The organism is Pseudoxanthomonas jiangsuensis (genome assembly GCF_010093185.1).
Classification (GTDB): domain Bacteria; phylum Pseudomonadota; class Gammaproteobacteria; order Xanthomonadales; family Xanthomonadaceae; genus Pseudoxanthomonas; species Pseudoxanthomonas jiangsuensis.
The window spans coordinates 1-24,799 of the sequence record NZ_PDWL01000037.1 but is presented as its reverse complement, the minus strand read 5'-3'; the positions used below and the strand labels follow the sequence as shown (position 1 = coordinate 24,799).

Genomic DNA, 24,799 nt, shown 5'->3' with positions numbered 1-24,799 from the left:
GCTCGAGCACCTGCTTCACCGCCTCGCTGCGGAACTCATCCGTGTACTGCCTGTTGCTGCTCATAGACACCTCGGTCATTGCCATGAAGTATGGCCCCTAGGTGTCTACAAAAGCCTGGCCGGTCCACAGGAACTTTCGCAGGCGCGCCATATGGGCGCGTTTAGCGCCGGAGACGTCGTAGCGATTCAAGTCTCGGATGGATAGCGCCCGGCGCAGCCCGGCTGCCTGGGCAATATGTTGCCGAATCCGTTCTGGGACATCGGCTAGGATCACGAAGTAGCCCAGCCGCTGGAACATCTTCAGGTGAATGAGCACAGCCAACTGAGTGGTTGGCTGGGTCGCCATGCTACGTGCGAGGCGCACTTCGCCGCCGCTGGGCGTGTAAATCTCGTCCAGTTCCTTGGCCGTGGGATCAGGTTTCAGGCGCGGATACGCGGTCTCGTGCAGCGTCGCCATGCAGTGCCCTGGTCAGGGTTGAGGTCAATCCCAGTGACGCCCGTCCTCGGCGCGCACGGAGGCTTCCAGAAAGCAGTGGTGGTTATCGGCAACGCGATGCATCTCATCCAGCAGCATGGCCATCCTCTCGTCCATGTCCGCGGCGTCGACCACCGGCATCGTGAGTCGGTACTCGCTTCCCTCGGCATCAAGCCGATGGGCTTGAAACGGGGATAGGCACATCGCCTCAATGCGTGCCCGAGCGCGGCCAGCGCCCCTGCCTCGGGGCGTAAACGGGCTCACTAGCAGGCGCAGCGTCAGGCTCACGGTCGCGGCCGGCGCTGGCAGCGCCGCCGAGGCGAGCGCGGGGGGCGGCGCGGCCTGGAGGCCGGCTTCAACGCGTTGGCGGGCGAACGGATCGCGGCCCTGGATGTAACGCATGGCCGAGTGCACGTCTCGCCATCCGACGTACTCCATCAGGGCTTTCACGTCCCAGCCGTTGTCATTGGCCCAGCCCGCAAAGCCCCGGCGAAGGGAATGGCTGCTGTAGCCTCCCACGGCCTCCAGACCTGCGGACTGAAACAGGTCGCGCAGCAAGGGGATCAGGCTGTTCGGATGCAACCCTTGGCTGCCGACGTTGCCCCATTGATCGACACGCCGGAACAGCGGGCCTTGAGTTAGCGCGGCTGCCTGCACCCAGGCCTGCGTGGCACTGACCGCGCACAAGCGCGACAGAGCGGGCACCTTGTACGTATTGCCTGCCGACTGTCTGTCGCCCTTGCTGCGCGGCAGGAAGCAGATCATTCCCTGCTCGGGTACCAGTTCCAAGTACTCAATCTGCAGCCGGATCAACTCATCGCCGCGGAATCCTCGCCAAAAGCCCAGTAACACCAGCGCCTTGTCGCGCATGGCACGCAAGGCATACGCGTGGTCGGCGCGCTCCTGGGCCGCCAGCGTGGCTTGGTCCAGCCACCCGACTACTTGGGTCAGCTGGGCCAGCTGCAACGGCGTGGCCTGCTTTTGGATTCGGGGGTGTAGCGTCTGAATGCCCTTGAGGACCTTGCGTACCAGCGGCGTACGCGTGGGATCGACGAACCCGTGCTCGGCGTGCCAATGCGCCAGTGCTGCCAGTCGTTGCTTCAGCGTGTTGATTGCTGCCTTGGGGGCCTGCTCGGCCAGATAGCGGGCCACGCTATCGGGCGTCGCCGGCAGATGGCCACCCCATTCGACCTCGAAGTGGCGCAGCGCCGAGGCATAGCTGCGCTGCGTGTTCTGACGCGTGGCCGCTTCGAGGTAGCGGTCCACATCGCTCACGCCTGGCAGCACTCCGCCGACGCGCAACCGGCCGGTTGTCGCAGCGTAGAGAGGATCGTGCACTCGGCACGTTGTCCGCCATGGCAACTGGCGATCACCCGCTCCAGTTCCCGGGCCATCCTGCGCAGATCCTCCATCCGGGCCTGGATATCAGCCAAATGACTGCGTGCCAGCCGATCTACGTCCATGCAGGACATCTGGTCGTCCCCGGACAACTGCAGCAGGCTGCGGATCTCTTCCAGACTGAAACCCAGATCCCGGCCGCGGGTAATGAAGCGCAAACGCTCGATATCGGCAGGCTCGTAAACGCGATACCCGCTGCCGGTGCGACCAGGTTGGGGTAACAGGCCGATCCGCTCGTAATAGCGGATGGTTTCCAGATGGCACCCACTGGCCTCGGCGGCCTGACTGATCTTCATGTGGCGACTTGACTCTGTAGTAGCTACGGACTTTACCTTGCCCCCTGTCCAGCCGCCAGCCTCCCGCCCGCGCGCCTCTACCCGTGTCCGGAGCTCTCCATGTTGCGCTCACGCCTGATCCGGTATGCCGCGTATCCCGCCCTGATGGGCGCGGTTCTGGCCGGCACGGCCGCAGTATTGGCCGATGGCCTGCCGGCTTGGCCAACCTTGGCGATCCTGGCGACCGCGGGCATTGCCATGGTGGCGCTGCTGGAGTGGCTGCAGCCCTACGAGCCGTCTTGGCGCCATAGCCAAGGCGACCTCAAAGCCGACTTGATGCATGGCGCCGTCAACTTTGGCCTGCTGGCCGGCACCGCCTATGGATTGCATGCCTTTCGCGGCCTGCTGCCCGCCGGCAGCCTATGGCCGACCCAGTGGCCCCTGATCGGGCAGATGCTGCTGGCGGGGCTGGTGATCGACTTGGGCCTGTATGCCATGCACCGCTTCAGTCATCGGGTGCGATGGGCATGGAAACTGCACGCTATCCACCACAGCGCTGAGCGCTTGTATTGGCTCAATGGAGAACGTCGTCACCCGTTGAGTGCACTGCTGATGGCCGGCCCGGGCTTGGGGTTGACTGTCGCCTTGGGTGCGCCGCCGCTGGTGATCAGTGCGTGGCTGACACTGATGAGTGTTCAACTGGCTTTCCAACACGCCAACTTGGACTACCGCGTTGGCCCGCTACGTCGCTGGCTAGGCGTGGCCGAAGTACATCGGTGGCATCACAAGCGTGACTATGAAGATGCCCAGGTCAACTTCGGCGAGTTCTTCATGATCTGGGATCGTCTGTGCGGCACCTTCCTTGATCGCCCTGAAACGCTGCGCGCCGGCGAGGTCGGGTTGCGCGAGGAAACGATGCCTGCCAGCTATTGGGCGCAGATGTGCTGGCCGTTTAACGAGGCTCCAGATCAACGGGATACGGCCTTTGCGCAATATCTTTGGCAAGGCGATCAAGCGCTACAACAAGGCGATCTCACGACGGCCTACAAACGGTACGAATTGGCCCACGTGCTCTCGCAGCACCGCACGCGCTTGCACGTGCGTAGTCATTGGGCGTTCGCAAGATGGGCGTGGCAAGCCCACGACATGCGCGAAATGGCTGGACAACTGCTGCGCCTGATGGCCGCTGCGACCCTGACATGGGTGTGGATGCCTAAAGGCAATACCGGTGGCGCTCGGGTAAACGCCTTGCGCACGATGCCGATTCCTTCAGAACTGCGTAATTACATGGAGAACACCCGATGAGTGACTGTGGCTGCCATCACGAGGCCAAGAACGCCCAGGAGCGACGTGTACTGTGGATTGCCTTGGTCCTCAACGCGGCCATGGCCGTCATTGGTGGCATCGCCGGCTGGATTGCCCATTCCACAGGTCTGCTGGCTGACGCGCTGGATATGCTGTCTGATGCCACCGCGTACGCCATTGGATTGGTGGCCATCGGACGCACGGCCCGCTTCAAGGCCAATGCCGCTTGGCTCAGTGGCAGCATTCTGCTGGTGCTGGGTATTGGCGTGCTGGTGGAGGTCGGACGACGGGTACTACAGGGCGCCGAACCACTCAGCGGATGGATGATCGGCACCGCGCTGCTATCGCTTGTAGTCAACGTCATCGTGTTGCGCATGCTCTCGCCGCTGAAGTCCGGGGAGGTCCATCTGCGAGCAACGTGGCTGTTTACCCGAGCCGACGTGGTGGCCAACATCGGCGTCATTCTTGCGGGCGTACTGGTGTGGTGGCTGGCCAATCCCTATCCCGACTATGTGATTGGCACCCTTATCGGTTTGTACGTGATCAAGGAAGCCATCGAGATCCTGCGTGACGCACGTCGGGCCAGCACGCAAGTGGGCAAGCCGACCGCGTGAAGATGCGTGTGCGAGCTCTGCCCGCGTTCCGCTGGCTGCTGGCGCTGAGCCTGGCACTGGGTGCCATATGGCACCCGGTGCTTACGGCGGTGGGCGAAATGCACGAGGCAGCCCATACGTGGTCCGGCGCTCACGCAGTGCTGATGACGTCCCACGCGGCCGCTGATGAGAGCGCCTTGGGCAAATCGCTCCATCAGTTGCATCAACTCGCGCATTGCTGCGCGCACGCAGTCGCCGCTCCGGCGATGACTTGGGCGCCACCTCCTGCTCCGCAGCAGCAGGCCGTAGAGCCACACGCGGTGGAGACGGTGCCCACAGGGCCATTGGTCGATCCGTTCCGACCGCCTATTGCGGGCCAAGCGCTGGCGTAGGCCAGTCCTTAACCCTTGGTCTGAACTTCTGGAGTGTTGCTATGCAAGTGCGACGTGCGGCGCTGGCCGCTTGGTTGCTGCTGGGTGCAGGGATACCTGCCTGGGCGGTCGACCCCATGACATTGGACGACGCATTCGACCGCGTTGCCCAAGCCCATCCAGACCTGCGCCTGGTGCAGGCACGTACCGCGGTACTGGCGGCCGAGCACGAGGGCGCCAATCAGCGCCCGCCTTGGACATTGGGTGCCGAGGTGGAGAATGCCCTGGGTACCGGAGATGCGAGAGGCTTGGACAGCGCCGAGTTCACCGTGAGTCTGAGCTCGGTGCTGGAGCGAGGCGGGAAACTGGATGCGCGCAGGGCCCTGGCGCAGAGCCGCATCGATGCGCTGGCTGTTCAGCGGGAAGCTCGTCGGCTGGATCTGTTGGCTGAAACGGCGCGGCGCTATCTGGCATTGGTTGCAGCGGACAAGGCCGCCAAGATTGCCCAAGTCGATATCCAACAGCGCCAGCGTACCGTGGCCGCTGCTCGTCAACGTGTGCAGGCCGGCGCCTCACCCGAGTCGGTGCTGTTGACTGCACAGGCTGCCTTGGCAAGAGCCGAGCTGGCCCAAGCAAGGGCCTCCCAGCAAGCCAGCGCTGCACGCCAGCATCTGGCCGCCCTCTGGGGGGGGCGTGAACCCGTGTCGGCGCCGGTCGCTGGCAACCCGCTCGCACTACCGGCGATCGGTTCTCTGGAAACCCTTTCCTCAGAACTGCAGCGTTCTCCCGAGCTGGCCCAGTTTGTCGACGAGCGGCGCATTGCCGAAGCACGTTTGAATCTGGCTCGCACAGCAGGCACGTCGGATCTGGCTTGGCAAGTCGGCGTGCGTCGGATGCAGGACACAAGCGACACCGCGCTCGTGGGGGGCATCTCGCTGCCTTTGGGTGCTCGAAGCCGGGCGCAACCAGAGATTCGTGCCGCTGAGGCGGAGTTGGAAGTGCTTTCGATCGAACGTGAGGCGCAGGGAATGGCGTTGTATTCCACCCTGGTCGAAGCCCACGGCCGTTACACCGTCGCCCGTGACGAAGTGGCCCGTCTTCAAGACGATGTGCTGCCCAAGCTGACCAAGGCTGAGCAAGCGGCCGAGCGTGCATATCGCGCTGGGGCCATCGGCTATCTGGAATGGGCGCAGCTGCAGTCCGAAAGGACCGCAGCTCTGCAGCAACAACTGGACGTCGCGCTCGATGCGCAACGTGCCCTCATCGAAATCCAACGGCTCACCGGCCAGGCCATGGTTGCCTCTGCCGCTGCCGCCACCTCCGGAGAGTTGACCCCATGAGCCGTTTCCCCTGGATCGCGCTAGCCCTGACATTGGCCCTGACGGCTTGTAGTGGCCCGGCACCCAATGCCCGTGGCGAGGCCGAAGAAGGCCGTGAGGCCGAAGAACAAGGCGAGCATGAAGAACTGCCCCAACAGACCACGATCGAGGCCCAAACGGCACAGTCCGCCGGCATCCGCGCCGCCCGCGTGGGTCCTGGCCAGATCGCCGATGAGCAGGAAGTCCAAGGGCTGCTTACGCCGGTCGAAGGTCGCATCGCCCTGGTGACTGCACGTTTCCCCGGTCCTGTGCGTGCCGTTCGCGTAGGCGTGGGCGACCAGGTCAAGGCAGGACAGGTGCTCGCGACGGTGGAGAGCAACTTGAGCCTGACGACCTATTCCGTTACCGCCCCCATAAGCGGCGTGGTGATGGCGCGGACCGCCTCGGTCGGCACGTCTGCCGCCGAAGGCGCGCCCTTGTTCGAGATCGCAGATCTGTCCACCTTGTGGGTAGATCTGCATATCTTCGGACGGGACGCCGGGCACATCGAAGCTGGTGTGCCGGTGACCGTGAGCCGATTGAGTGATAGCGTTTCCGAGCAGACGACCTTGGAACGCGTGCTGCCCGGCACCGCCACGGCCAGCCAAAGCACGATCGCACGCGCGAGCTTGCGCAATGCCGATGGACGCTGGCGGCCAGGTTCCGCCGTTAAAGCACGCATTACCGTTGATCGCGCAGAAGCGGATCTGGTAGTCCCCGTGACCGCGCTGCAGACCGCCGAAGATCGGGACGTGGTGTACGTGCAACAGGGCGAGGTCTATCACACGCGCCCGGTGAAGCTAGGCCGACGCGACGCCGAACGGGTGGAAGTCTTAGAAGGCCTGAAGGCCGGTGAGCAGGTGGTGGTGGCCCAGAGCTTCCTGGTCAAGGCCGACATCGAGAAGTCCACCGTCGAAGAAGAAGAGTGAGGCCCGCCATGCTCGAACGCCTCATCCATTTTTCCATTCGCCATCGCTGGCTGATGCTGGTACTGACCGCAGCGCTTATTGCGCTCGGCGTGTGGAGCTATCGTCAGCTGTCCATTGACGCCACGCCCGACATCACCAACGTCCAGGTCCAGATCAACACCCAGGCGCCAGGTTACTCGCCGCTGGAAGCCGAGCAACGGGTGACATTCCCCATTGAAACGGCGATGGCCGGCTTGCCCCAGTTGGACTACAGCCGCTCGTTGTCTCGCTATGGGTTATCGCAGGTGACGGTCGTCTTCAAGGATGGGACGGACCTGTACTTCGCGCGCCAGCAGGTCGCCGAGCGCCTGCAGCAAATCACGTCTCAGCTTCCTGAGGGGCTAGATCCTGAGATGGGGCCGATCTCTACCGGTCTAGGTGAGATCTTCATGTACACGGTGGAAGCCGAGCCCGATGCCCGCAAGCCCGATGGCTCCCCGTACACGGCCACGGACCTGCGGACGCTGCAGGATTGGGTGATCCGCCCGCAACTGCGCACCACGCCTGGGGTGACCGAGGTCAACACCATCGGTGGCTTTGAACGGCAGATCCACATCACTCCCGATCCAGCGCAACTGGTAGCCCTGGGATTCACGCTCCAAGACGTTGTTGGCGCGGTGATGCGCAACAACCAGAACGTGGGAGCCGGCTACATCGAGCGCAACGGGCAGCAGTTCCTGGTGCGCGTACCGGGCCAGCTACGGGATGTGGACGCGGTCGGCAGCATCGTGCTGGATCGTCGTGATGGCGTCCCGATCCGCGTGCGCGATGTCGCCACCGTTGGCGAAGGCAAGGAGCTGCGCACCGGCGCGGCCACGCAGAACGGGCATGAGGTGGTCGTCGGTACGGCCTTTATGCTGTTTGGCGCCAACAGTCGCGACGTTTCTCGGGCCGCTGTGGCCAAGCTGGAGGCTGCCAACGCCAGTCTGCCCGAAGGTGTGCACGCCAAGGCGGTGTATGACCGCACGGCGTTGGTAGATCGCACCATAGGGACCGTTGCCAAGAACCTGATCGAAGGCGCGCTTCTGGTGGTGGTGGTGTTGTTCCTGTTACTGGGCAATGTCCGGGCGTCGTTGATCACCGCAGCTGTGATCCCGCTGGCCATGCTGTTCACCATCATCGGCATGGTGCGAGGCAACGTATCGGGCAATCTGATGAGCCTGGGCGCGTTGGACTTCGGGCTTATCGTGGATGGTGCGGTCATCATCATCGAGAACTGCCTGCGTCGTTTCGGCGAGGCGCAGAATGCGCTGGGCAGGCAACTCAACGATCAAGAGCGATATGACCTGACGGCTTCGGCAACGGCGGAAGTCATTCGACCGAGCCTGTTCGGCCTGGGCATTATCGCGGCCGTCTATCTGCCGATCTTTGCCCTCTCCGGCGTCGAGGGGAAGATGTTCCACCCCATGGCCATTACCGTCGTCCTGGCGCTGACCGGCGCGATGATGCTGTCGCTGACGTTCGTGCCAGCGGCCATTGCAACCTTCCTGCGTGGACGCGTGGCCGAGCACGATAACCGACTGATGCGCTGGTCACGAGCTCGCTACACGCCGCTGCTGGATTGGGCGCTACGCCGTCGATTGGCCGTACTGGGCGGCGCCACGGTACTGGTGGTCGCGTGCGGCATCCTGGCCACGCGGCTGGGATCGGAGTTCGTGCCCAGCCTGGATGAGGGCGACATCACGCTGCAGCCGATGCGGATTCCAGGCACGAGTCTGGAGCAATCGGTGGCGATGCAGGAAACATTGGAGAAGCGATTGGCGCAGTTTCCCGAGGTGGCCAACATTTTCTCCAAGATCGGTACCGCCGAGGTAGCCACCGATCCGATGCCCCCCTCGATGGCCGACACGTTCCTCATGCTCAAGCCGCGGGATCAGTGGCCAGATCCCCGCAAGCCCAAGGCAGAGTTGATCGAAGAACTGGAGCAAGCCGCCAAGAAAATCCCCGGTAGCAACTATGAGTTCACCCAGCCCATCCAGATGCGCACGAACGAACTGATCTCCGGCGTCCGCTCGGACGTGGCGATCAAGGTCTATGGCGATGATCTGGATCAGCTCGCACGACTTGCTGGCCGCATCGAGCGGGCAATGCGTGAAGTGCCTGGTGCTGAGGACGTGAAGTCTGAGCAAGTGAGCGGACTGCCGTTGCTCACGGTAACCCCAGACCCGGTAGCGCTGGCACGGTATGGATTGAATCCAGGAGATGTGCAGGAGACGGTGGCCACCGCTATCGGTGGTCAGGTAGCGGGCCAGTTCATTGAAGGCGATCGTCGCTTCGCTCTCGTGGTCCGGCTACCCGAAACGTTGCGCTCAGATCCGGCGGTGCTGGCAGACCTGCCGATTCCGTTGCCCGAGGACAATAGTCCCGATGAGTCCAGCCGTGAGGCGACATGGCGTGGCGGTAGCCCTCGGACCGTGCCGTTACGTGAGGTCGCTACCATCCAAGTCGAGCGTGGACCGAACCAGGTGAACCGCGAGAACGGCAAGCGACGCGTGGTCATCACGGCCAATGTGCGCGAACGCGATCTGGGAAGTTTCGTGGGAGATTTGCGCACCAAAATCGGCGAGGAAGTGAAGATGCCGGAAGGCTACTGGGTGGCCTATGGAGGCACGTTCGAGCAATTGATCTCCGCCAGCCAGCGCCTTTCCGTAGTCGTTCCGGTCACCTTGGCTCTCATATTTGCTCTGCTGTTCATGGCCTTTGGGTCGGCAAAGGACGCTGCGATCGTGTTCAGCGGGGTACCGCTGGCGCTGACCGGCGGCGTCATCGCGCTGGCGCTGCGCGGAATTCCGTTGTCCATCTCCGCCGGCGTGGGCTTCATCGCCCTATCGGGCGTGGCGGTGTTGAACGGCTTGGTCATGATTGCCTTCATCCGACGCCTGCGCGAACAAGGCGATCCGCTGGATGAGGCCGTGCGCGATGGTGCGCTCGGCAGGCTGCGTCCGGTGCTGATGACCGCGCTGGTGGCTTCTTTGGGCTTCTTGCCGATGGCTCTCAATGTCGGTGCGGGTTCGGAAGTCCAGCGGCCCCTGGCGACCGTGGTGATCGGTGGCATCTTGTCCTCGACCGCCTTGACCCTGTTTGTATTGCCCGTGCTGTACCGGTGGTTACACCGAGAGCGCGACCGGCCCGTTCTCCCGACCACGGCGCTCGCATGAGGCAGCATCATGCCCAAGCCTGACCTGGAAATTGTGCGTGCGGCGATGTTCGCCGATCCCGGGGTGAAGGCGGTCGACGATCTGCGGTGGATGCCTGCCGCATCCGGGCTGGGCATTCAGGCCACGGTGACAGTGGCCTCATCGGCGGTGGACCTGGCCACAGTGCAGGCCGTCGTGGGCCAGATTCTCGCCACTCAGTTCGGCGTAACAGAACTACACCTGACATTCAACGATCCCGGGCCGGCACCGGCGCAACCGACCCGTGGGCCTATCGAAAAGAGGTAAAGCGGAGGGCGGCATTGCCGCCCTCCGAACCCTCAACCAATCCAACCGAAGGCAAACACCGTTCCCAAGGTCGTGCTGAGCGCTGCTACGCCCCACAACCCAAACGCTGATCCGTCGCAATCGCGTGCAGGTGGCGGCCAGCCTGGGGTCGGCTGGGCACGGAGGAGCGCGTGCTCGCCATAGCAGTGCGCCAGAGAGCGCCAGCAGGCCAAAGGCCAGGCCGAACACCAACGCCTTGTGCAGCCCACCGGGCGCGCCGGCAGCGTGGGAGCAGCACCCGACTAGTCTCGGGACTCATAGACTTGGTGCCCTGGCCAGGCGCAGGCGCCTGCCAGGACAAAGGCCACGCTTTGCCGGGCCCGCGTGAACGCCACGTAGTACTTCGCCGGTGAGGTGATACGGGAGGCGTCAGCGGTGCGCAGGAACTGGGCCAGGGGGCCATTGGGATAGATCAGCACGCGGGAGTATGTCCGTCCCTTGGCTTGTCCAAAGTTGACCGCAGGATAGCCATCGCAGGCTTCCCGCCGGTCGTAACGCAGGACGGTGGGCGCGAACTGCAGTACATATTTTTGCACCAGAGTGGGTGCCACCACATAAATGCCCTCATGCCCGGTCAGCTCGCTATTTCCTGACTCGGTGCGCGGCATCTGCGGATACAGCGCATCGGCCAGATCACACAGCGACTGCGCACAGCGGTGGCTGATCACCCGATGCTGGATCTGACACAAGTTCCGCGCCTGCCAGGCTTGGAAAAGCCCCATCATGGCCACACCACGGTATTGCTGGTGACGCGGAGAATGGTTGGTGGCGTAGGTCGCCTGGCGGGTATCACCCACCAGCGTGATCTCGATGCCGCTGGAGAGCAGGCGCTCGACCAGGTCCAGGTCGTAGCCGGCCAAGTCCTGGACCTCATCGATGTAGAGCTCGTCGTACATGGCCGCCAAACGCTCGATGACACGGCCTTGGGTAAGCTCATCGCAGCGCACGGCAAAGTCAGCGGCGCGATCGGAATATATTCGATCGCCGGCCAGATAGTGACGAGCCACCTGACTACGGGGAGCACGATTGTTGGTCCTGCCCTCAACGAAGAGGATGGACTCCACGCGGGGCTGGGCACACAGCGCCGCCTGATAGGGCCGAATGCACTCGCGCAGCAGAAAGCTGTACCAACTGTAGAGCGACACGTGCGCCGGCACGGCGCCAGCCTGCCGTTCAAACGCGCGCCTGATCTCTTCCAGGTTCTCAAGCGTGTAGGTCAGGATGGCGATCCGGCGTTGCGGGCGCGCCAGGGACTGGCGCACCAACATCGTCGTCTTGCCCGAACCGGCCGCCGAGAGCAGTACCTGATTAGGCGATGGCACGCTGGACATAGTCCGGAAACACGATCGAGTGGGGACTATTGAAGATGGCCAACGCTGTATCGGTCTTGTTGCCCTTCATGAACTTCAACAGCGCCGCCTCATCGGCGAACGTTTTATCCAACACCAGATTCAATTGCGCCAGCGTATTTGCCTTGATCAATTGTTGCTCCAGCGAGGGTGCGTCCTCATCGGAGTCATAGTAGATGTAGTTCAGGAAATCAGCGTAGCGTTCCTGCAGCAGGGCTACGTCGCCGTCGTTGTCGGTAACGACAGCGGTTGGGATATCCAGGCGTTGGGCGATCTGCAGAAATCGCTTGAAGGCCAGGGAGTTGACCGAGATCACGTCCACGCCACGGGCCAACGGCGACACGCCGTGGTGATCCTTGAAGGCTCGCTGGACGATCAACTCGTCCGAGGGGCCCTCGACAAGGATCGCCTGCTTGGCCAGGATCAACCGCAGGGTGTCATGACCCGGCAGCTTCATGAAGTAGTCGTGCGTATCGGTCGGCAGTTGGTCCAGTTTTATGTGTCCGCGTGCACTGAAGAGGATCACGTTGTCCACGCCGAGCTTGTTCAACACGAAGCTGCTATGCGTTGCAATGATGACTTGCTGGGCGGTGGACAGAGCTGCGATCTTGTCGATCAGTTGGGTCATACTGGAGAAGGACAGATGATTCTCGGGCTCTTCTACCAGCAGCACGTGCGCAGCACCGGCCGCGCGCATGGCCAGTTTCATTTTGACCGCACTCTGTTCGCCTTTGCCGGCGTGGGTGAAAGGAAGATCGTCCAGGTAGGGAGACAGACTGGCCTCCCACGTCGACCGCGCCGAGGTGTCCACACCCACGGTCAGCGTCTTATTGCTGACATCGCCCGCATTTTCGGCCAGGAACGTGTTGATGGCCGCCACGTCCGTTTCCTGGGAAAAGCTCTGCCGCATGCGGCGATAACTCAGCGACAAGGCCACGCGCTGAGCCGGAGAAAGCACCTGGTCGATGATGCTGCCGATGTAGCGATCCGTGCCTGAAAAGGTCTTGGCACTGGTGGTATCGATTATCGTGGAGTCGAATGGGATGCTGCGGGCGGTGACGCCATTGTTGGCGAAGGAATACCAGCGGACGGTGTAGTACTCCACCGGCAAGCTGCCCCCCTGGTGCTCGCGCAAATAGGCATCGAACTCGGGGCGATAGTCTTCGTTGAGTTCGATCAGCAGCCGAATGCCGGCCATGTCAGCGCCGAGGGAGTTGTTGGTACCCCGCAATGAAGCCAGGGTGGCATCCCGTCCGAGGTAAGCCTCGATCACGATCCGCGGAGGCGAACCAGGCTGTCCATCCCGCAGACGTGCCAGATACTCGTCGACAGCCGGTTGGTGGAACAGGTAGGGGGTGATTTCGTAGGCGATGCCTCGTCCGTGCAATTGGCCGGTCACGACAGCATGAATAGCTTCCAATAGCGTGGACTTGCCGACCTCGTTGTTGCCCACGATCAGGTTCATGTGGGGGTTGAGCGGCAAATCCAGGTGGCCAAACGCCTTGAAGTTCTCGATGACGACTCGTTCGATCGGCATGGTTCATCCCTGTACGACTGCAGCGCGAGCACGGCGCCCGGAGCCATCCGGACACGCCGGCATGGCGTTCATACTAAACCGGGCCAGTGGGGCGGATTTCGTACGGGTGAGACACCCCGGAGGCGGCTGGCGGCCGATCACGCGGGATAATTCAACATTATCCCGCCTGAGCAAAGCCGCCGCCGAACGGCCGCCTGCACTCTTTATTAGTATGTAATTACATGGTATGTAATACATTACGAAATAATTGGAGAACAGCATCATGGCGCGCGCAGGACTCTACAAAGGGGATGTCCAGAAAGCGCGTGACGCGCTGCTGGCCCAAGGCAAGAAGCCTTCCGTGGACGCGGTTCGGGTGGCTCTGGGCAACACGGGCTCCAAGACCACGATCCATCGCTACTTGCGTGAACTGGAAGAGGAGGAGGGCGGCGGTCCGTCACGTGCGGTGGCCGTGAGTGAGGCCTTGCAAGACTTGGTCGCGCGCCTGGCTGCGCGACTTCAAGAGGAGGCAGAAGCGATCCTCACCAGGGAGCGAGAACGCCATGGGGCCGAACTCCAGCGTCAGCAACAAGCGCTTTCCACCGCCCAACAGGAAGCCGCTGCCCTGGGCAGTCAGCTGCAGCGCACTGAGACCAGCTTGACGCAAGAGCAAGCCGCTCACGCCCTACTTCAGCAGAATCTGCGCGACAAGGTCGCGGAAATCGCCCAGTTGAATGAGCGCATCGCCGGCATGACGGTGCGGCTGGCTGATTACGAGGCGCATACGCGTTCTCTGGAGGACAAGCATGCCCACGCCCGGGAAGCGCTCGAGCACTACCGCGCTTCAACCAAAGAGCAGCGCGAGCAAGAGCTTCGCCGTCACGAGCATCAGATCCAAGAGCTGCAAGTAGCCTTACGTCAGGCCAATGAAGCCTTGGGCGCGAAGAATCAGGAGCTGTTGGTGCTTAACCGCGACAATGGCCAATGGCTGGAGCGCCATGGGCGGATTGAGCGTGAGCTTGTCCAGTTGAGGCAGGTCCACGAAGGCCAACACAGCGAGATCGTGGCGTTGCGCCAGACCGCAACGGACCACATGGCACTGCAGGAGCGCTGGAAGACTGACGTCAAGGCCTTGGATGCCCTGCGCAGCGAGCTAGCTCAAGTCCAAGACACCCTTGCGCAGGAGCGTGAGCGCCGCCAGAGCGCTGAAGCCGATGCGTTGCGTGCCAACGCGCGTCTTGAAGCGCTGGAGCCCCTGCTGAATCAACTGACGCCGGCACAAAATACGGTGAAGAGAACCCGGCGCAGCAGTACGCAGGGTGGGGGAGCGGACTAACGAGGCTACTCGTTTGCCTGCTAGCGGCCGGGATAGCGCTCCCCAGTCCAGTACGCCCATTCCATAGGTACGACCCAGTCTACGAACAGCTTGGCTACTGAGGACTCCGGTGCCAGATGGTAGGGCTTGAACATGCCTTGCTGGGGCGAACTGGTCATCAGGTAGCGCAAGCGCTTCTTGACCTCTTGAAAGATGGCCTCGCGCACATGGGCGCTGTCGTGCACGCCAAGACGCATTGCCACCGACGCGCCTTGGCGTACCGCCGCCCAGCAACAATAGCGCCACTGCGCGATCGGCAGACCCCGCGGTCCGGATTGAAACACGAACCCCACATCACGTGCCCAGCCTGGGTCGAAGTGATGTTTGAGCAATTGCTGCTCTAGAAACTGCTCGGTCTCCCAGAGTGCAAGTTCATCCCACAGCTCTAGTTTTGCGTCCGCCAGTTCTACATCGTGTGCCATATCACCGAGTTGGTCTTCCAGCACCGGGAGCAGGTGCCTGCGCTCGTGGGTAGACCAGGCGAAAGCCCATTGCAGATCTTCGATGGGCGTGACCTCGGCATCGGGTCGGATCTGCCATCGATCCGCTGGCCAGGGAACTTGGATCAGGGCCAAGTCTCGCAAGGCGTCCAGCACCAGCAAGGTGGAGCGGCGTGTGGGCGCCACCGGTATGCGTCGTAGCTGCGCGGCCAGCAGCGCGGCAAGGAAAAGGGTGCCACGAAGCCCCAACGCCTCGATGCTGGCGACCCCAGATGGCGTCATTGACGAGGTTCCGGGCATGCGGGTTCCGGGGGTGAGGGAGCGGCGTGGCTCCTGGCGATGGCAGCGCTACCGGGGTCGCCGGTTGCCTCAAAGCTAAGAATATCTTAGTATGCAAGGCAGGGTACATCCGCCATCCTTATGGGGTCTCCATGGGGTGCGCGCGTGACTTTGTCAGTCGACTCAACACCGACCTTCGCTCGACGCCTCAAACAAGCCCGCCTGCACACGGGTTTGTCGCAGAAGGAGTTGGGCATCCGGGCCGGTCTGGATCCTCACGTGGCCAGCCCCCGAATCAACCAGTACGAGCGTGGCAAGCACGAGCCCAAGCTGGAGACTGCTGAGCGGTTGGCTCAAGCGTTGGGGATCCCCGCCGCCTTCCTCTACACCGACGATGATCTGCTGGCCAAGCTGCTCCTGCGCTGGGGCTCGCTAAGCAAGCAGCAGAAGCGCGAGTTGGTGAAGCTGATCGAGGCCACACCCGAGAAGTAAACCGAACAAGCGCTCACCACAAGGGCAATTCTTCGCCTCAACCCGCCTTTTGGGCGCTCCTGGAGGGAGTCGCAGTGGCCGTGGCTAGTGCGACTGAGAAGTCGCGGCATCTCAGGCCTGCTTGAGATTTTGTTCACGACCGATACACACGCGCCTTGTCTAAAGCGATTTATCATGTCGCCCGTGTCAGCCTCCTCACTTCTACTGCGACTGTTCCTGATCGCCATGCTCGTGCTTAACGGCGCGTGGTCGGCGTTTGCCTCGGTCAGTATGAACCCGGTCATGGAAGAGCAGGCCAGCGAAGTGGCTGCCGCGGTGCAAGTCGATGAAGACTGCGTCGCCCATCACAGTGCTGAGCATCATCCCGATGCCACATCGATTGAAAAGGCTGGCACGGGGCATGGCGACCATGCCGGTCCCGACTGTTGCAAGTCTTCTGCGTGCCGGTGCGCCTGCGTACACGCGTGCGCGAGCGCACTTCCTGCGCGCCTGCATGTTTCGGTGCAACTGGCTTTGGGCCTGGATGTCATGCCGCTGCCCCTCGGGCATGCGGCACCTGCCTTGCCTCATCTGATCCGACCACCGATCGGCTAAGCGTCCCTAGGCGCCGCAATGGCGCCGTTGGTGTGGCTTGCATGCCTGTTTAGGCCAGCCGCCCGCTCTGTACCACCGCCCGCCGGTGGCAACACGACGCTTGGAGCATTTTCATGTCGCATGATGATTTTCGTGGTCCACACGGTGGACCGCTGCTGCCTTCGCGGCGGCGATTTGTCCAGGGCTTGGCCTTGGGAGGCGCAGTCGCAGGATTAGGTTTCTGGCCCAAAGCCAGTTGGGCGCTCAAGGGCCCGGGACAACCCAACGTACTATCGGGCACCGAGTTTGACCTGACCATTGGCGAGACGCCGATGAACTTCACCGGCAAGACCCGCACCGCGATCACGGTCAACGGGTCCGTTCCGGCGCCGTTGCTGCGTTGGCGGGAAGGCACCACGGTCAACCTGCGTGTCTCCAATGCATTGCCCGCTAACTCCCTCCATGGCGCGGACACCTCCATCCATTGGCACGGCATCATTTTGCCGGCCAACATGGACGGCGTGCCGGGCCTGAGCTTTGACGGTATCGGACGTGGTGAGACCTACCACTACCGGTTCACCCTGCATCAGGGCGGCACCTACTGGTACCACAGCCACTCGGGGTTCCAGGAACAAGCCGGGCTCTATGGCCCGATCATCATCGACCCATTGGAGCCGGAGCCCTTCAGCTTCGATCGCGACTACGTCGTGATGCTGAGCGATTGGACAGACCTGGACCCGACGGCCCTGTTCGATCGTTTGAAGAAGATGCCGGGCCATGACAACTACTACAAGCGCACGGTCGGCGATTTCGCGCGCGATGTGAAGCGCAATGGTCTGTCGGCCACGTTGGAAGATCGCAAGATGTGGGGCGTGATGCGAATGACGCCCACGGATCTGTCCGACGTCAACGCCAACACCTACACCTACCTGATGAACGGCACGACCTCTCTGGGCAACTGGACCGGGTTGTTCCGCAGTGGCGAGAAGGTGCGTCTGCGTTTCATCAATGGCTCTGCCATGACGTACTTCGATGTGCGTATTCCGGGGTTGAAGATGACCGTGGTCGCGGCGGATGGCTTGTACGTCCATCCGGTTTCGGTCGACGAGTTCCGCATTGCAGTAGCAGAAACCTTCGATGTGATCGTGGAGCCCTCCGGGCAGGACGCATTCACCATCTTTGCCCAGGACTCCGGTCGCACCGGCTACGTCAGCGGCACGCTCGCCGTGCGCGAAGGACTACGCGCGCCTCTTCCGTCTGTGGATCCCCGGCCGCTGCTGACGATGGCAGACATGGGCATGGATCATGGATCGATGGATATGTCTGGCGGCAGCAAGGGCATGGAAGGCGGCTGTGGTGCAGCCATGGGCATGCCCGGCATGACCCCACCTGCCAGCGGCAATGAGGCCTCGGCCCATGCGGGTCACGCGATGCCCGCCGCCGGCGATGGTGCCATGGCCGGCATGCAGCATGGGGGCATGCAATCACACCCTGCCAGCGAGACCAACAATCCGCTGTTGGACAACCAAGCCATGAGCGTGACTTCGCGCTTGGACGATCCGGGCAATGGCCTGCGCGATAACGGCCGTCATGTACTGACGTATTCCATGCTCAAGAGCACCTTTGAAGACCCTGACGGACGCGACCCCGGTCGCGAGATCGAACTGCATCTGACCGGACACATGGAGAAATTCTCCTGGGGTTTCAATGGTCAGAAGTTTTCCGATGTCGAGCCGCTACGGCTGAACTACGGCGAGCGCATGCGCATCGTATTGGTCAACGACACGATGATGACCCACCCGATCCATTTGCACGGCATGTGGAGCGATGTGGAAGACGATAGCGGCAACTTCATGGTGCGCAAGCACACGGTGGACATGCCGCCAGGCAGCCGACGTACGTATCGCGTGCGTGCCGATGCGTTGGGCAGCTGGGCGTTCCATTGCCACCTGCTTTATCACATGGAAGCCGGAATGATGCGCACGGTGAGGGTCGAAGAATGAACATCAATAGACGCGATACCACCCTGACTGCGCTGACGCTGGCTATCTCGCTGGCCCTGGCCAATGCGGCCAGCGCCCAATCTATGCAGCACGGCTCCATGCCGATGGAGCAGGGCGCGCAGACCCAAACTCAGGATCACTCTGCACATCAGGCGCCGACATCAAAACCTGCGCCAGCCCAAAAGCCTGCAACACCGGCCAAGACGAGCGAAGCGACGATCGATCATGCGGCGATGGGCCACGCCGCGCCGCAGGCTAAAGCAGCCGAGCCTGCCATGCAGGGCATGGACCACTCGCAGATGGGGCACAGCTCGCCCGCGAGTACACCTGCAGCGCCCAAGGCGCAGACGCAGCCGATGCAGGGCATGGATCACAGTCAGATGGCACAGCCCGCTGCGTCCGACGCCTCCAGCACGTCCACGCCTGCGATGCAGGGGATGGACCATTCGCAGATGGGCCACGGTTCGCCCGCATCCGCTACGCCAGAAGCTGGCATGCAATCGATGGAGGGCATGGACCACAGTCAGATGGGACATGGGCCTGTCGCACCAACGCAGCCGCGCACCCCGATTCCTGCGGTGACCGAGGCTGATCGTCAGGCGGCCATCGCGCCCGCACACGCGCATCCGGTGCATGACAATTCGATCAAGAGCTACGTACTGCTCAATCGCCTGGAAGCCTGGGATGCCGATCCGGGCACCGGGCTGGGTTGGGAGGGTCAGGGTTGGATCGGTACGGACCTCAATCGCGTCTGGTTCCGCAGTGAAGGCGAACGCACAGATGGTCAGACCGAGTCGGCTGATCTGGAAGTGCTCTACGGCCGCAGTATCTCCACGTGGTGGGATGTGGTGGCCGGTGTGCGCCATGACTTCAAGCCGGGGGCTTCGCAGAACTTCGCCGCTATCGGCGTACAGGGCTTGGCACCGATGAAGTTCGAAGTATCCGCCACAGCCTATCTCGGCGAAGGCGGCCAGACTGCTGCCAATGTCGAGGCCGAGTACGAATTGCTGCTAACCAACCGGCTGATCTTGCAGCCGCTGGTGGAAGTCACCGCCTATGGCAAGAACGATCCATTGCGCGGGATAGGTTCGGGTCTGAGTACCGCTGAGGCGGGGCTACGACTTCGTTATGAGTTCACCCGAAAGTTCGCTCCCTACATCGGCGTGGTGTACGAGCGCGCGTTTGGCAATACCGCAGACATGCGACGCGAGCATGGCGAGTCCTTTGAAGACACGCGCTTGGTCATCGGCCTTCGTACCTGGTTCTGAGCGGAACTGACAATGAAATCCAACAAAAAGATGTGGGTATGGCTCGGTGCCGGCGTGGGATTGGTTGCGGTCGCGGCAACTGCCACGGTCTCTCTGGGCGTGTACAACGTGGCCGCCGACGATCCGCATAGTCGCCCGGTGTATGCGCTACTTGAAACGGCGCGCGAGCGTTCCATTGAGGTGCGCGCCGCCAAGCTTCAGGTTCCCACGAACCTGGGTGATCCTGAGCGTATCCGCCAGGGTGCGGGCAACTACAACGCCATGTGCGTGACCTGCCATCTGTCGCCAGAGGCGGCGGCCACCGAGATGAGCAAGGGCCTGTACCCCGCGCCACCGAACCTAAGCAAACAGCCGGTCGCTCCAGCTGAGGCGTTCTGGGTGATCAAGCACGGCATCAAGGCCAGCGGCATGCCCGCGTGGGGCGGCAGCATGGACGATGAGTTCATCTGGAACATGTCGGCCTTCCTGCAGAAGCTGCCCACGCTGGACAAGGCCGGCTACCAGGCGTTGGTGGCCAGCAGTGATGGTCATTCACACGGCGGTGGTGAGACCGGCGGGCACTCGCACGGCGAGGAAGCGGGTGCAGATCACCATGGCAGCGGTGATGGAGCAGAGATGGGTGACGGCCATGACCAGGGTCATCAAGCCGGTGGCATGGACATGGACATGAGCAAAGCTAAGGAAGGCACCACGCACGTGCATGCCGACGGCAAGACGCACGTGCATGCGGCCGAGCCAGCCAAGCAACCCGCGCAGGCCACATCCGAAGGTGAGCATGATCAGCACTCCTCCATGCCAGCCAAATCAGCCGAGCCAGCCCCCAAGGCCGATGACGGCCACGACCACCAGCATTGATTCCTTCATGGAGCTGCCCCGGCTCCACGCCCGAGCGCCTCGGCGCTCGGGCATCTCTTGAGGACGCATGATGAATACTTCTCGCAGCTGTCTCTTTCTGCTGACCACGGCCTTGTCGCTGACCGCATGCGCGCGCCCCGAATCGGCTGTCAGTACAGAGGCGGCATCGGCCGCCCAATCTCCGACAACGTCGGCTGCGCAGCAGGTCGCTCAACCGCAGCGTCCGTTGCCGTTGGTCAAAATACATAAGAGTGCGACCTGCGGTTGCTGCCAACTGTGGGTGGAGCATCTGGAGAAAGCAGGTTTTACGGTTGAGGTGCACAACAGCGAAGACCTCAACCCGATCAAGGCGCGCTTGGGCGTTCCTTATGGACGCGGCTCGTGCCATACCGCCGAGATTGATGGCTACATCGTCGAAGGTCATGTGCCGGCGCAGGACATCCTGCGCCTGCTTCGTGAGCGCCCGGTAGGCCGTGGATTAGTGCTACCGGGGATGCCCGCCGGTTCTCCTGGTATGGAGATGCCCGACGGACGTGTTCAACCCTATACGGTGGAATTTGTACTGCCCGACGGCACCACGCAGCCTTACGTCCTGCACGGTCAACGCAGCTGACAGTTTGCTCGCGATCCCTTCTTCCAGACCAGAGTGATCCATGTCCCCTCATTCCCACGATGAAGCCGGCAAGGCGATGCCGCAGGGTGCCAGCGATGGTCCAGACTCGGTGCGTGATCCGGTATGCGGTATGCAGGTCTCTGCGGCAAGAACGCCGTACCACGCCCTGCATGGCGGAACGAAGTATCACTTCTGCTCAGCCAAATGCCGAGAGCGGTTCATCACCAATCCCGTCCGCTATACGGACGATGCTCCCCAGCAAGTTGAAGTGACCGCCCCAGCAGCGGTGGCCCAACCCAGCGGTACCCACGCCACGGTCTACACCTGCCCGATGCATCCGCAGATTCGTCAGCCAGGTCCCGGCACCTGTCCGATCTGCGGCATGGCGCTGGAGCCGGAGATGCCCTCGCTGGAGGAGGGCGACAATCCAGAGTTACGCGATTTCACCCGACGCTTCTGGTGGACGTTGCCTTTGACGTTGATCGTCCTGGTCTTGGCCATGCTGGGACATCGTCTGCCCGGCTTGTCCACGCAGGCACGCACCTGGATTGAGCTCGTGCTGAGCGCTCCAGTGGTGCTCTGGGCGGGGTGGCCATTCTTTGAACGCTGCCTGCAGTCCATCGGCAATCGCAGCCCCAACATGTGGACGCTGATCGGCATCGGCGTGGCCGCCGCGTTTGGCTACAGCGTGGTGGCCACCGTGGCACCGGGCCTGTTTCCGGACTCTTTCCGCGAGCATGGACGGGTAGGGGTCTACTTCGAGGCGGCAGCGGTCATCGTCTCGCTCACCCTGCTCGGACAGCTGCTGGAACTGCGGGCGCGTTCCAAAACCTCGGCGGCCATCAAGTCCCTGCTGGGATTGGCGCCCAAGACGGCTCGCCGCGTCAAACCCGATGGGGGCGAAGAGGACGTTGCGCTGGATCACGTGCACGTGGGCGATCTACTTCGCGTACGACCGGGCGAGAAGGTGCCGGTCGATGGGGAAGTCATCGAAGGTCGCACCAGTGTCGATGAGTCGATGCTGACCGGTGAACCCATTCCGGTGGAGAAGACTGTCGGTGATCACGTCATAGGCGCCACGCTCAACGGGACGGGCGCCCTGGTCATCCGGGCGGACAAAGTGGGATCCGGGACGGTACTGGCGCAGATTGTGCAGTTGGTAGCCCAAGCCCAGCGCTCCCGCGCGCCGATGCAGCGTATGGCGGACAAGGTGGCGTACTGGTTTGTCCTGGCCGTGCTGGCCACGGCGGTGCTCACGTTCTTCGGATGGGGCCTGTTTGGACCCGAACCGTCCTGGACCTTTGCCGTCCTCAATGCCGTATCGGTTCTGATCATTGCGTGCCCGTGCGCCCTAGGTTTGGCTACCCCAATGTCGATCATGGTCGCCACCGGCCGCGCTGCACAGGTCGGGGTCCTGTTCCGCGATGCTCAGGCGATCGAACAGCTACGTCTGATCGACACGTTGATCGTGGACAAGACCGGTACGTTGACCGAGGGGCGTCCAGCCTTTCGCGACACGCTCTCCTACGCCGGCTTCGATGCTGATCAGATCCTCAGCTTGGCTGGCAGCTTGGAGCAGGGCAGTGAGCACCCCTTGGCCGAGGCCATCGTGGCTGAAGCCCAGCGACGTGGCTTGAACCTGGTGGCCGCCCAAGATTTCGATTCGCTCACCGGTCAAGGCGTTCGCGGGCGCGTGTCCGATCAGGATGTTGTGCTTGGCAACCAAAGCTTGATGGCATCGATAGGGGCTGATGTTGCGCCCTTGCAGAGCAGCGCTGAGCGTCTGCGCAAGGAAGGCGCCAGCGTGATGTTCCTGGCGGTCAATGGACGATTGGCCGGTGCCATTGCGGTAGCAGATCCCATCAAAACCACGACCTTGCCTGCCTTGAACCTGCTACGTGCCGATGGCCTGCACGTGGTGATGGCCTCCGGTGACGCACAGGCGACGGCCGAGGCCGTGGGGCGCACGCTGGGCATCGACGATGTGCGTGGCGGCGTCAAACCTCAGGACAAGGCCGAACTGGTCCAGCAACTCAAAGCCCAAGGGCGTCGTGTGGCCATGGCTGGCGATGGCATCAACGATGCGCCGGCCTTGGCGGCAGCCGATGTGGGCATCGCGATGGGGACGGGCACGGATGTGGCCATGTCCAGCGCCCAGCTCACCCTGGTCAAGGGTGATCTGAGGCGCATCGTGCAAGCCCGTGCCATCTCGTCTTCGACGGTGGCCAACATGAAGCAGAACCTGGGCTTCGCCTTCGTCTACAACGCCATCGGCGTGCCTATCGCCGCCGGCCTGCTGTATCCCAGCTTCGGCCTTTTGCTCAGTCCGATGATGGCGGCCCTGGCCATGAGCCTGAGCTCGGTTTCGGTGGTCACCAATGCCTTGCGTTTGTCCGGCTCCACCGTTGTTGCCACCCCCCACCCTGACCGCGCCGATGAGCCTGCGCGCGGCCATTCCTGTCACTGATGGCTCATATCCCACAAGGAGTACTGCAATGAAGCGTTATGCCTCCCTCTCGATGATGGCCCTGTTTCTGATGGCGGGCGCGGCCTTCGCCGGCGGCCAGACCACCACGCCCACCACCGACCACGGTCAGCACAAGCCGATGGACCACAAGAAGCAGGAGCATGGACAGCACAAGCCGGCCGCGGCCGATGCCGATTTCACCAAGCTCGATACCAACAAGGATGGCGCGCTGTCCGAGGAAGAACTGGCCAAGCACAAGCTCGCGCCGCACTTCGGCATGCTTGATGGCAACAAGGACGGCAAGCTGAGCCCGCAGGAATTCGCTGCCGGCAAGGGTATGTAACTGCTATCTCCCCGGGGGCTGGTTCCTTGGCCCCCGGGATTCGGCGATGTTCTGCCATTCCCACGGAGATCGACATGTCTTCTTCGCACGGTAAGCACGAAAGCACGCACACGCAGCATTCAGAGCAACACGCCTCGCACGGAAGTTCCGGTCAGACGCATCAGGGCCACTACGGTCGCTTGCTGCTGATGATGGCCTTGTCGTTCCTGGCCATGTACGCCCTGATGTATGCCATGGTCGATCAGTGGGCCAACGTCTATCACAACGTCAACCAGTTCTACATGGCGGGCCTGATGGCCGCGCCGATGCTGTTGATCGAGCTTTGGCTCATGTCCAGCATGTACCCCGATCGTCGGCGTAATCTGATCCTGGCCGGCGTGACCGTGGCGTTCATGCTGTTCTGCTGGTGGGGAATCCGCACGCAGGCTGCGGTGACCGATCGGCAGTTCATCCGCTCCATGATTCCTCATCATGCTGGCGCCATTCTGATGTGCGAGGAAAACCGCCTGAAGGATCCTGAGCTAGTCAAGCTCTGCCAAGACATCATCACTTCGCAGACACAAGAGATCGCCAAAATGAAGCAGCTTCTCGCCGAGCGGTCCCGCTAACGCCCGGCAGTCCTTTGCGTCCGCTATAGGATTAGACGCAGGATCTCTCTGTGTTGATCGCAATAAATGGACCGGCCAGCCTTTCGTAGACATCCGGTTGCCATAGTTGATGGCAATGACCGAGGTGTTTATGAGCAACAGCAAGCGGTACACGGATGAGTTCCGGGCCGAAGCGGTGAAGCAGGTGATCGAGCGTGGCTTCACGGTAGTGGACGTCGCCTCGCGGATCGGGATTCCCAAGCACACATTGTATGGCTGGGTGCAGACGGCCAAGAAGACGATGCCGGCCGCTGGAGCCACGGTTGCGCCGAGCGAGTCAGCCGAGATCCGCCGGCTCAAGGCCGAGCTGCGGCGGGTGACCGAGGAGCGCGACATCCTAAAAAAAGCCGCCGC

At 62.5% G+C, this 24,799-nt stretch carries 21 protein-coding genes and 2 pseudogenes; 17 read left to right on the top strand and 6 right to left on the bottom strand.

The window, feature by feature from the left end:
• Positions 1-127 precede the first annotated feature (127 nt).
• From CSC62_RS16370 to CSC62_RS16360, 3 genes and pseudogenes are all read right to left on the bottom strand, one after another.
• Positions 128-457: pseudogene (locus CSC62_RS16370) on the bottom strand (DUF4158 domain-containing protein); the annotation flags it as partial.
• Between the two features lie 24 nt (positions 458-481).
• Positions 482-1,750 carry a site-specific integrase gene (locus CSC62_RS16365; protein ID WP_162407750.1) on the bottom strand — a complete coding sequence of 423 codons (1,269 nt, stop codon included), beginning with the start codon at positions 1,748-1,750 and terminating at the stop codon, positions 482-484.
• Positions 1,747-2,169 carry a MerR family transcriptional regulator gene (locus CSC62_RS16360; RefSeq protein WP_046932166.1) on the bottom strand — a complete coding sequence of 141 codons (423 nt, stop codon included), beginning with the start codon at positions 2,167-2,169 and terminating at the stop codon, positions 1,747-1,749. The genes CSC62_RS16365 and CSC62_RS16360 overlap by 4 nt, the downstream gene beginning before the upstream one ends.
• A gap of 99 nt (positions 2,170-2,268) precedes the next feature.
• On the opposite strand from CSC62_RS16360, the gene CSC62_RS16355 reads away from it, so the two are divergent.
• The 6 genes and pseudogenes from CSC62_RS16355 to CSC62_RS16330 all read left to right on the top strand — a co-directional run bounded on the left by CSC62_RS16355 (position 2,269) and on the right by CSC62_RS16330 (position 10,186).
• Positions 2,269-3,453 carry a DUF3703 domain-containing protein gene (locus CSC62_RS16355; protein ID WP_127170488.1) on the top strand — a complete coding sequence of 395 codons (1,185 nt, stop codon included), beginning with the start codon at positions 2,269-2,271 and terminating at the stop codon, positions 3,451-3,453.
• Positions 3,450-4,067, top strand: coding sequence for a cation diffusion facilitator family transporter (locus CSC62_RS16350; protein WP_046932167.1), 618 nt, complete (start codon positions 3,450-3,452; stop codon positions 4,065-4,067). Before CSC62_RS16355 ends, CSC62_RS16350 begins: the two co-directional genes overlap by 4 nt.
• Before the next feature lie 412 nt (positions 4,068-4,479).
• On the top strand, positions 4,480-5,757 hold the full coding sequence (locus tag CSC62_RS16345) for a TolC family protein (RefSeq protein ID WP_162407749.1): 1,278 nt from the start codon (positions 4,480-4,482) through the stop codon (positions 5,755-5,757).
• Between the two features lie 134 nt (positions 5,758-5,891).
• Positions 5,892-6,704 (top strand): annotated as a pseudogene (locus tag CSC62_RS16340) (efflux RND transporter periplasmic adaptor subunit); the annotation flags it as partial.
• Between the two features lie 8 nt (positions 6,705-6,712).
• Positions 6,713-9,901: an efflux RND transporter permease subunit gene (locus CSC62_RS16335; protein WP_046935219.1), complete on the top strand. Its 3,189-nt coding sequence runs from the start codon at positions 6,713-6,715 to the stop codon at positions 9,899-9,901.
• A gap of 9 nt (positions 9,902-9,910) precedes the next feature.
• On the top strand, positions 9,911-10,186 hold the full coding sequence (locus CSC62_RS16330) for a hypothetical protein (RefSeq protein WP_046935218.1): 276 nt from the start codon (positions 9,911-9,913) through the stop codon (positions 10,184-10,186).
• Between the two features lie 281 nt (positions 10,187-10,467).
• Here CSC62_RS16330 and CSC62_RS16325 read toward each other — a convergent pair whose 3' ends face one another.
• Together CSC62_RS16325 and CSC62_RS16320 are read right to left on the bottom strand one after the other, a co-directional pair.
• Positions 10,468-11,556, bottom strand: a complete 1,089-nt coding sequence (locus CSC62_RS16325) for a UvrD-helicase domain-containing protein (RefSeq protein ID WP_046933399.1) — start codon at positions 11,554-11,556, stop codon at positions 10,468-10,470.
• The gene (locus tag CSC62_RS16320) at positions 11,534-13,111 is read right to left on the bottom strand and encodes an ATP-dependent nuclease (RefSeq protein WP_046932181.1); all 1,578 of its coding nucleotides are present in this window, start codon (positions 13,109-13,111) and stop codon (positions 11,534-11,536) included. The genes CSC62_RS16325 and CSC62_RS16320 overlap by 23 nt, the downstream gene beginning before the upstream one ends.
• Positions 13,112-13,373: 262 nt before the next feature.
• On the opposite strand from CSC62_RS16320, the gene CSC62_RS16315 reads away from it, so the two are divergent.
• The gene (locus tag CSC62_RS16315) at positions 13,374-14,426 is read left to right on the top strand and encodes a DNA-binding protein (RefSeq protein ID WP_054668669.1); all 1,053 of its coding nucleotides are present in this window, start codon (positions 13,374-13,376) and stop codon (positions 14,424-14,426) included.
• Positions 14,427-14,446: 20 nt separating this feature from the next.
• Here CSC62_RS16315 and CSC62_RS16310 read toward each other — a convergent pair whose 3' ends face one another.
• Positions 14,447-15,205, bottom strand: a complete 759-nt coding sequence (locus CSC62_RS16310; protein WP_228903388.1) for a hypothetical protein — start codon at positions 15,203-15,205, stop codon at positions 14,447-14,449.
• Between the two features lie 120 nt (positions 15,206-15,325).
• On the opposite strand from CSC62_RS16310, the gene CSC62_RS16305 reads away from it, so the two are divergent.
• The 10 genes from CSC62_RS16305 to CSC62_RS16260 form a co-directional block, all read left to right on the top strand.
• A complete protein-coding gene (locus CSC62_RS16305) occupies positions 15,326-15,676 on the top strand; it encodes a helix-turn-helix domain-containing protein (protein WP_005996633.1) in 351 nt (116 codons plus the stop codon).
• 174 nt (positions 15,677-15,850) lie between these two features.
• Positions 15,851-16,270, top strand: a complete 420-nt coding sequence (gene copL / locus CSC62_RS16300; RefSeq protein ID WP_102254396.1) for a transcriptional regulator CopL — start codon at positions 15,851-15,853, stop codon at positions 16,268-16,270.
• 113 nt (positions 16,271-16,383) lie between these two features.
• Positions 16,384-18,252: a copper resistance system multicopper oxidase gene (locus tag CSC62_RS16295; protein ID WP_162407747.1), complete on the top strand. Its 1,869-nt coding sequence runs from the start codon at positions 16,384-16,386 to the stop codon at positions 18,250-18,252.
• Complete coding sequence (locus CSC62_RS16290; protein ID WP_162407746.1) at positions 18,249-19,520, top strand: copper resistance protein B; 1,272 nt, start codon at positions 18,249-18,251, stop codon at positions 19,518-19,520. The genes CSC62_RS16295 and CSC62_RS16290 overlap by 4 nt, the downstream gene beginning before the upstream one ends.
• 12 nt (positions 19,521-19,532) lie before the next feature.
• Positions 19,533-20,375 (top strand): c-type cytochrome, encoded by an 843-nt coding sequence (locus tag CSC62_RS18115; protein WP_246194508.1) that lies wholly within the window; start codon positions 19,533-19,535, stop codon positions 20,373-20,375.
• Positions 20,376-20,445: 70 nt separating this feature from the next.
• Positions 20,446-20,988 carry a DUF411 domain-containing protein gene (locus CSC62_RS16280; protein ID WP_162407745.1) on the top strand — a complete coding sequence of 181 codons (543 nt, stop codon included), beginning with the start codon at positions 20,446-20,448 and terminating at the stop codon, positions 20,986-20,988.
• Positions 20,989-21,028: 40 nt separating this feature from the next.
• Positions 21,029-23,455: a heavy metal translocating P-type ATPase gene (locus tag CSC62_RS16275; protein WP_425502044.1), complete on the top strand. Its 2,427-nt coding sequence runs from the start codon at positions 21,029-21,031 to the stop codon at positions 23,453-23,455.
• 28 nt (positions 23,456-23,483) lie between these two features.
• A complete protein-coding gene (locus CSC62_RS16270) occupies positions 23,484-23,798 on the top strand; it encodes a hypothetical protein (protein WP_162407744.1) in 315 nt (104 codons plus the stop codon).
• Positions 23,799-23,872: 74 nt separating this feature from the next.
• Positions 23,873-24,406, top strand: a complete 534-nt coding sequence (locus tag CSC62_RS16265) for a DUF305 domain-containing protein (protein WP_162407743.1) — start codon at positions 23,873-23,875, stop codon at positions 24,404-24,406.
• Positions 24,407-24,536: 130 nt separating this feature from the next.
• Positions 24,537-24,799 (top strand): transposase (locus CSC62_RS16260; RefSeq protein WP_162407742.1); only part of this gene is annotated, 263 nt, incomplete at its 3' end.

Coding starts and splice junctions, on each gene's coding strand:
- CSC62_RS16360 (WP_046932166.1), bottom strand. CDS start 2,169: ATGAAGATCAGTCAGGCCGCCGAGGCCAGTGGGTGCCATCTGGAAACC.
- CSC62_RS16355 (WP_127170488.1), top strand. CDS start 2,269: ATGTTGCGCTCACGCCTGATCCGGTATGCCGCGTATCCCGCCCTGATG.
- CSC62_RS16350 (WP_046932167.1), top strand. CDS start 3,450: ATGAGTGACTGTGGCTGCCATCACGAGGCCAAGAACGCCCAGGAGCGA.
- CSC62_RS16345 (WP_162407749.1), top strand. CDS start 4,480: ATGCAAGTGCGACGTGCGGCGCTGGCCGCTTGGTTGCTGCTGGGTGCA.
- CSC62_RS16335 (WP_046935219.1), top strand. CDS start 6,713: ATGCTCGAACGCCTCATCCATTTTTCCATTCGCCATCGCTGGCTGATG.
- CSC62_RS16330 (WP_046935218.1), top strand. CDS start 9,911: ATGCCCAAGCCTGACCTGGAAATTGTGCGTGCGGCGATGTTCGCCGAT.
- CSC62_RS16325 (WP_046933399.1), bottom strand. CDS start 11,556: ATGTCCAGCGTGCCATCGCCTAATCAGGTACTGCTCTCGGCGGCCGGT.
- CSC62_RS16320 (WP_046932181.1), bottom strand. CDS start 13,111: ATGCCGATCGAACGAGTCGTCATCGAGAACTTCAAGGCGTTTGGCCAC.
- CSC62_RS16315 (WP_054668669.1), top strand. CDS start 13,374: ATGGCGCGCGCAGGACTCTACAAAGGGGATGTCCAGAAAGCGCGTGAC.
- CSC62_RS16310 (WP_228903388.1), bottom strand. CDS start 15,205: ATGCCCGGAACCTCGTCAATGACGCCATCTGGGGTCGCCAGCATCGAG.
- CSC62_RS16305 (WP_005996633.1), top strand. CDS start 15,326: ATGGGGTCTCCATGGGGTGCGCGCGTGACTTTGTCAGTCGACTCAACA.
- copL (WP_102254396.1), top strand. CDS start 15,851: ATGTCGCCCGTGTCAGCCTCCTCACTTCTACTGCGACTGTTCCTGATC.
- CSC62_RS16295 (WP_162407747.1), top strand. CDS start 16,384: ATGTCGCATGATGATTTTCGTGGTCCACACGGTGGACCGCTGCTGCCT.
- CSC62_RS16290 (WP_162407746.1), top strand. CDS start 18,249: ATGAACATCAATAGACGCGATACCACCCTGACTGCGCTGACGCTGGCT.
- CSC62_RS18115 (WP_246194508.1), top strand. CDS start 19,533: ATGAAATCCAACAAAAAGATGTGGGTATGGCTCGGTGCCGGCGTGGGA.
- CSC62_RS16280 (WP_162407745.1), top strand. CDS start 20,446: ATGAATACTTCTCGCAGCTGTCTCTTTCTGCTGACCACGGCCTTGTCG.
- CSC62_RS16275 (WP_425502044.1), top strand. CDS start 21,029: ATGTCCCCTCATTCCCACGATGAAGCCGGCAAGGCGATGCCGCAGGGT.
- CSC62_RS16270 (WP_162407744.1), top strand. CDS start 23,484: ATGAAGCGTTATGCCTCCCTCTCGATGATGGCCCTGTTTCTGATGGCG.
- CSC62_RS16265 (WP_162407743.1), top strand. CDS start 23,873: ATGTCTTCTTCGCACGGTAAGCACGAAAGCACGCACACGCAGCATTCA.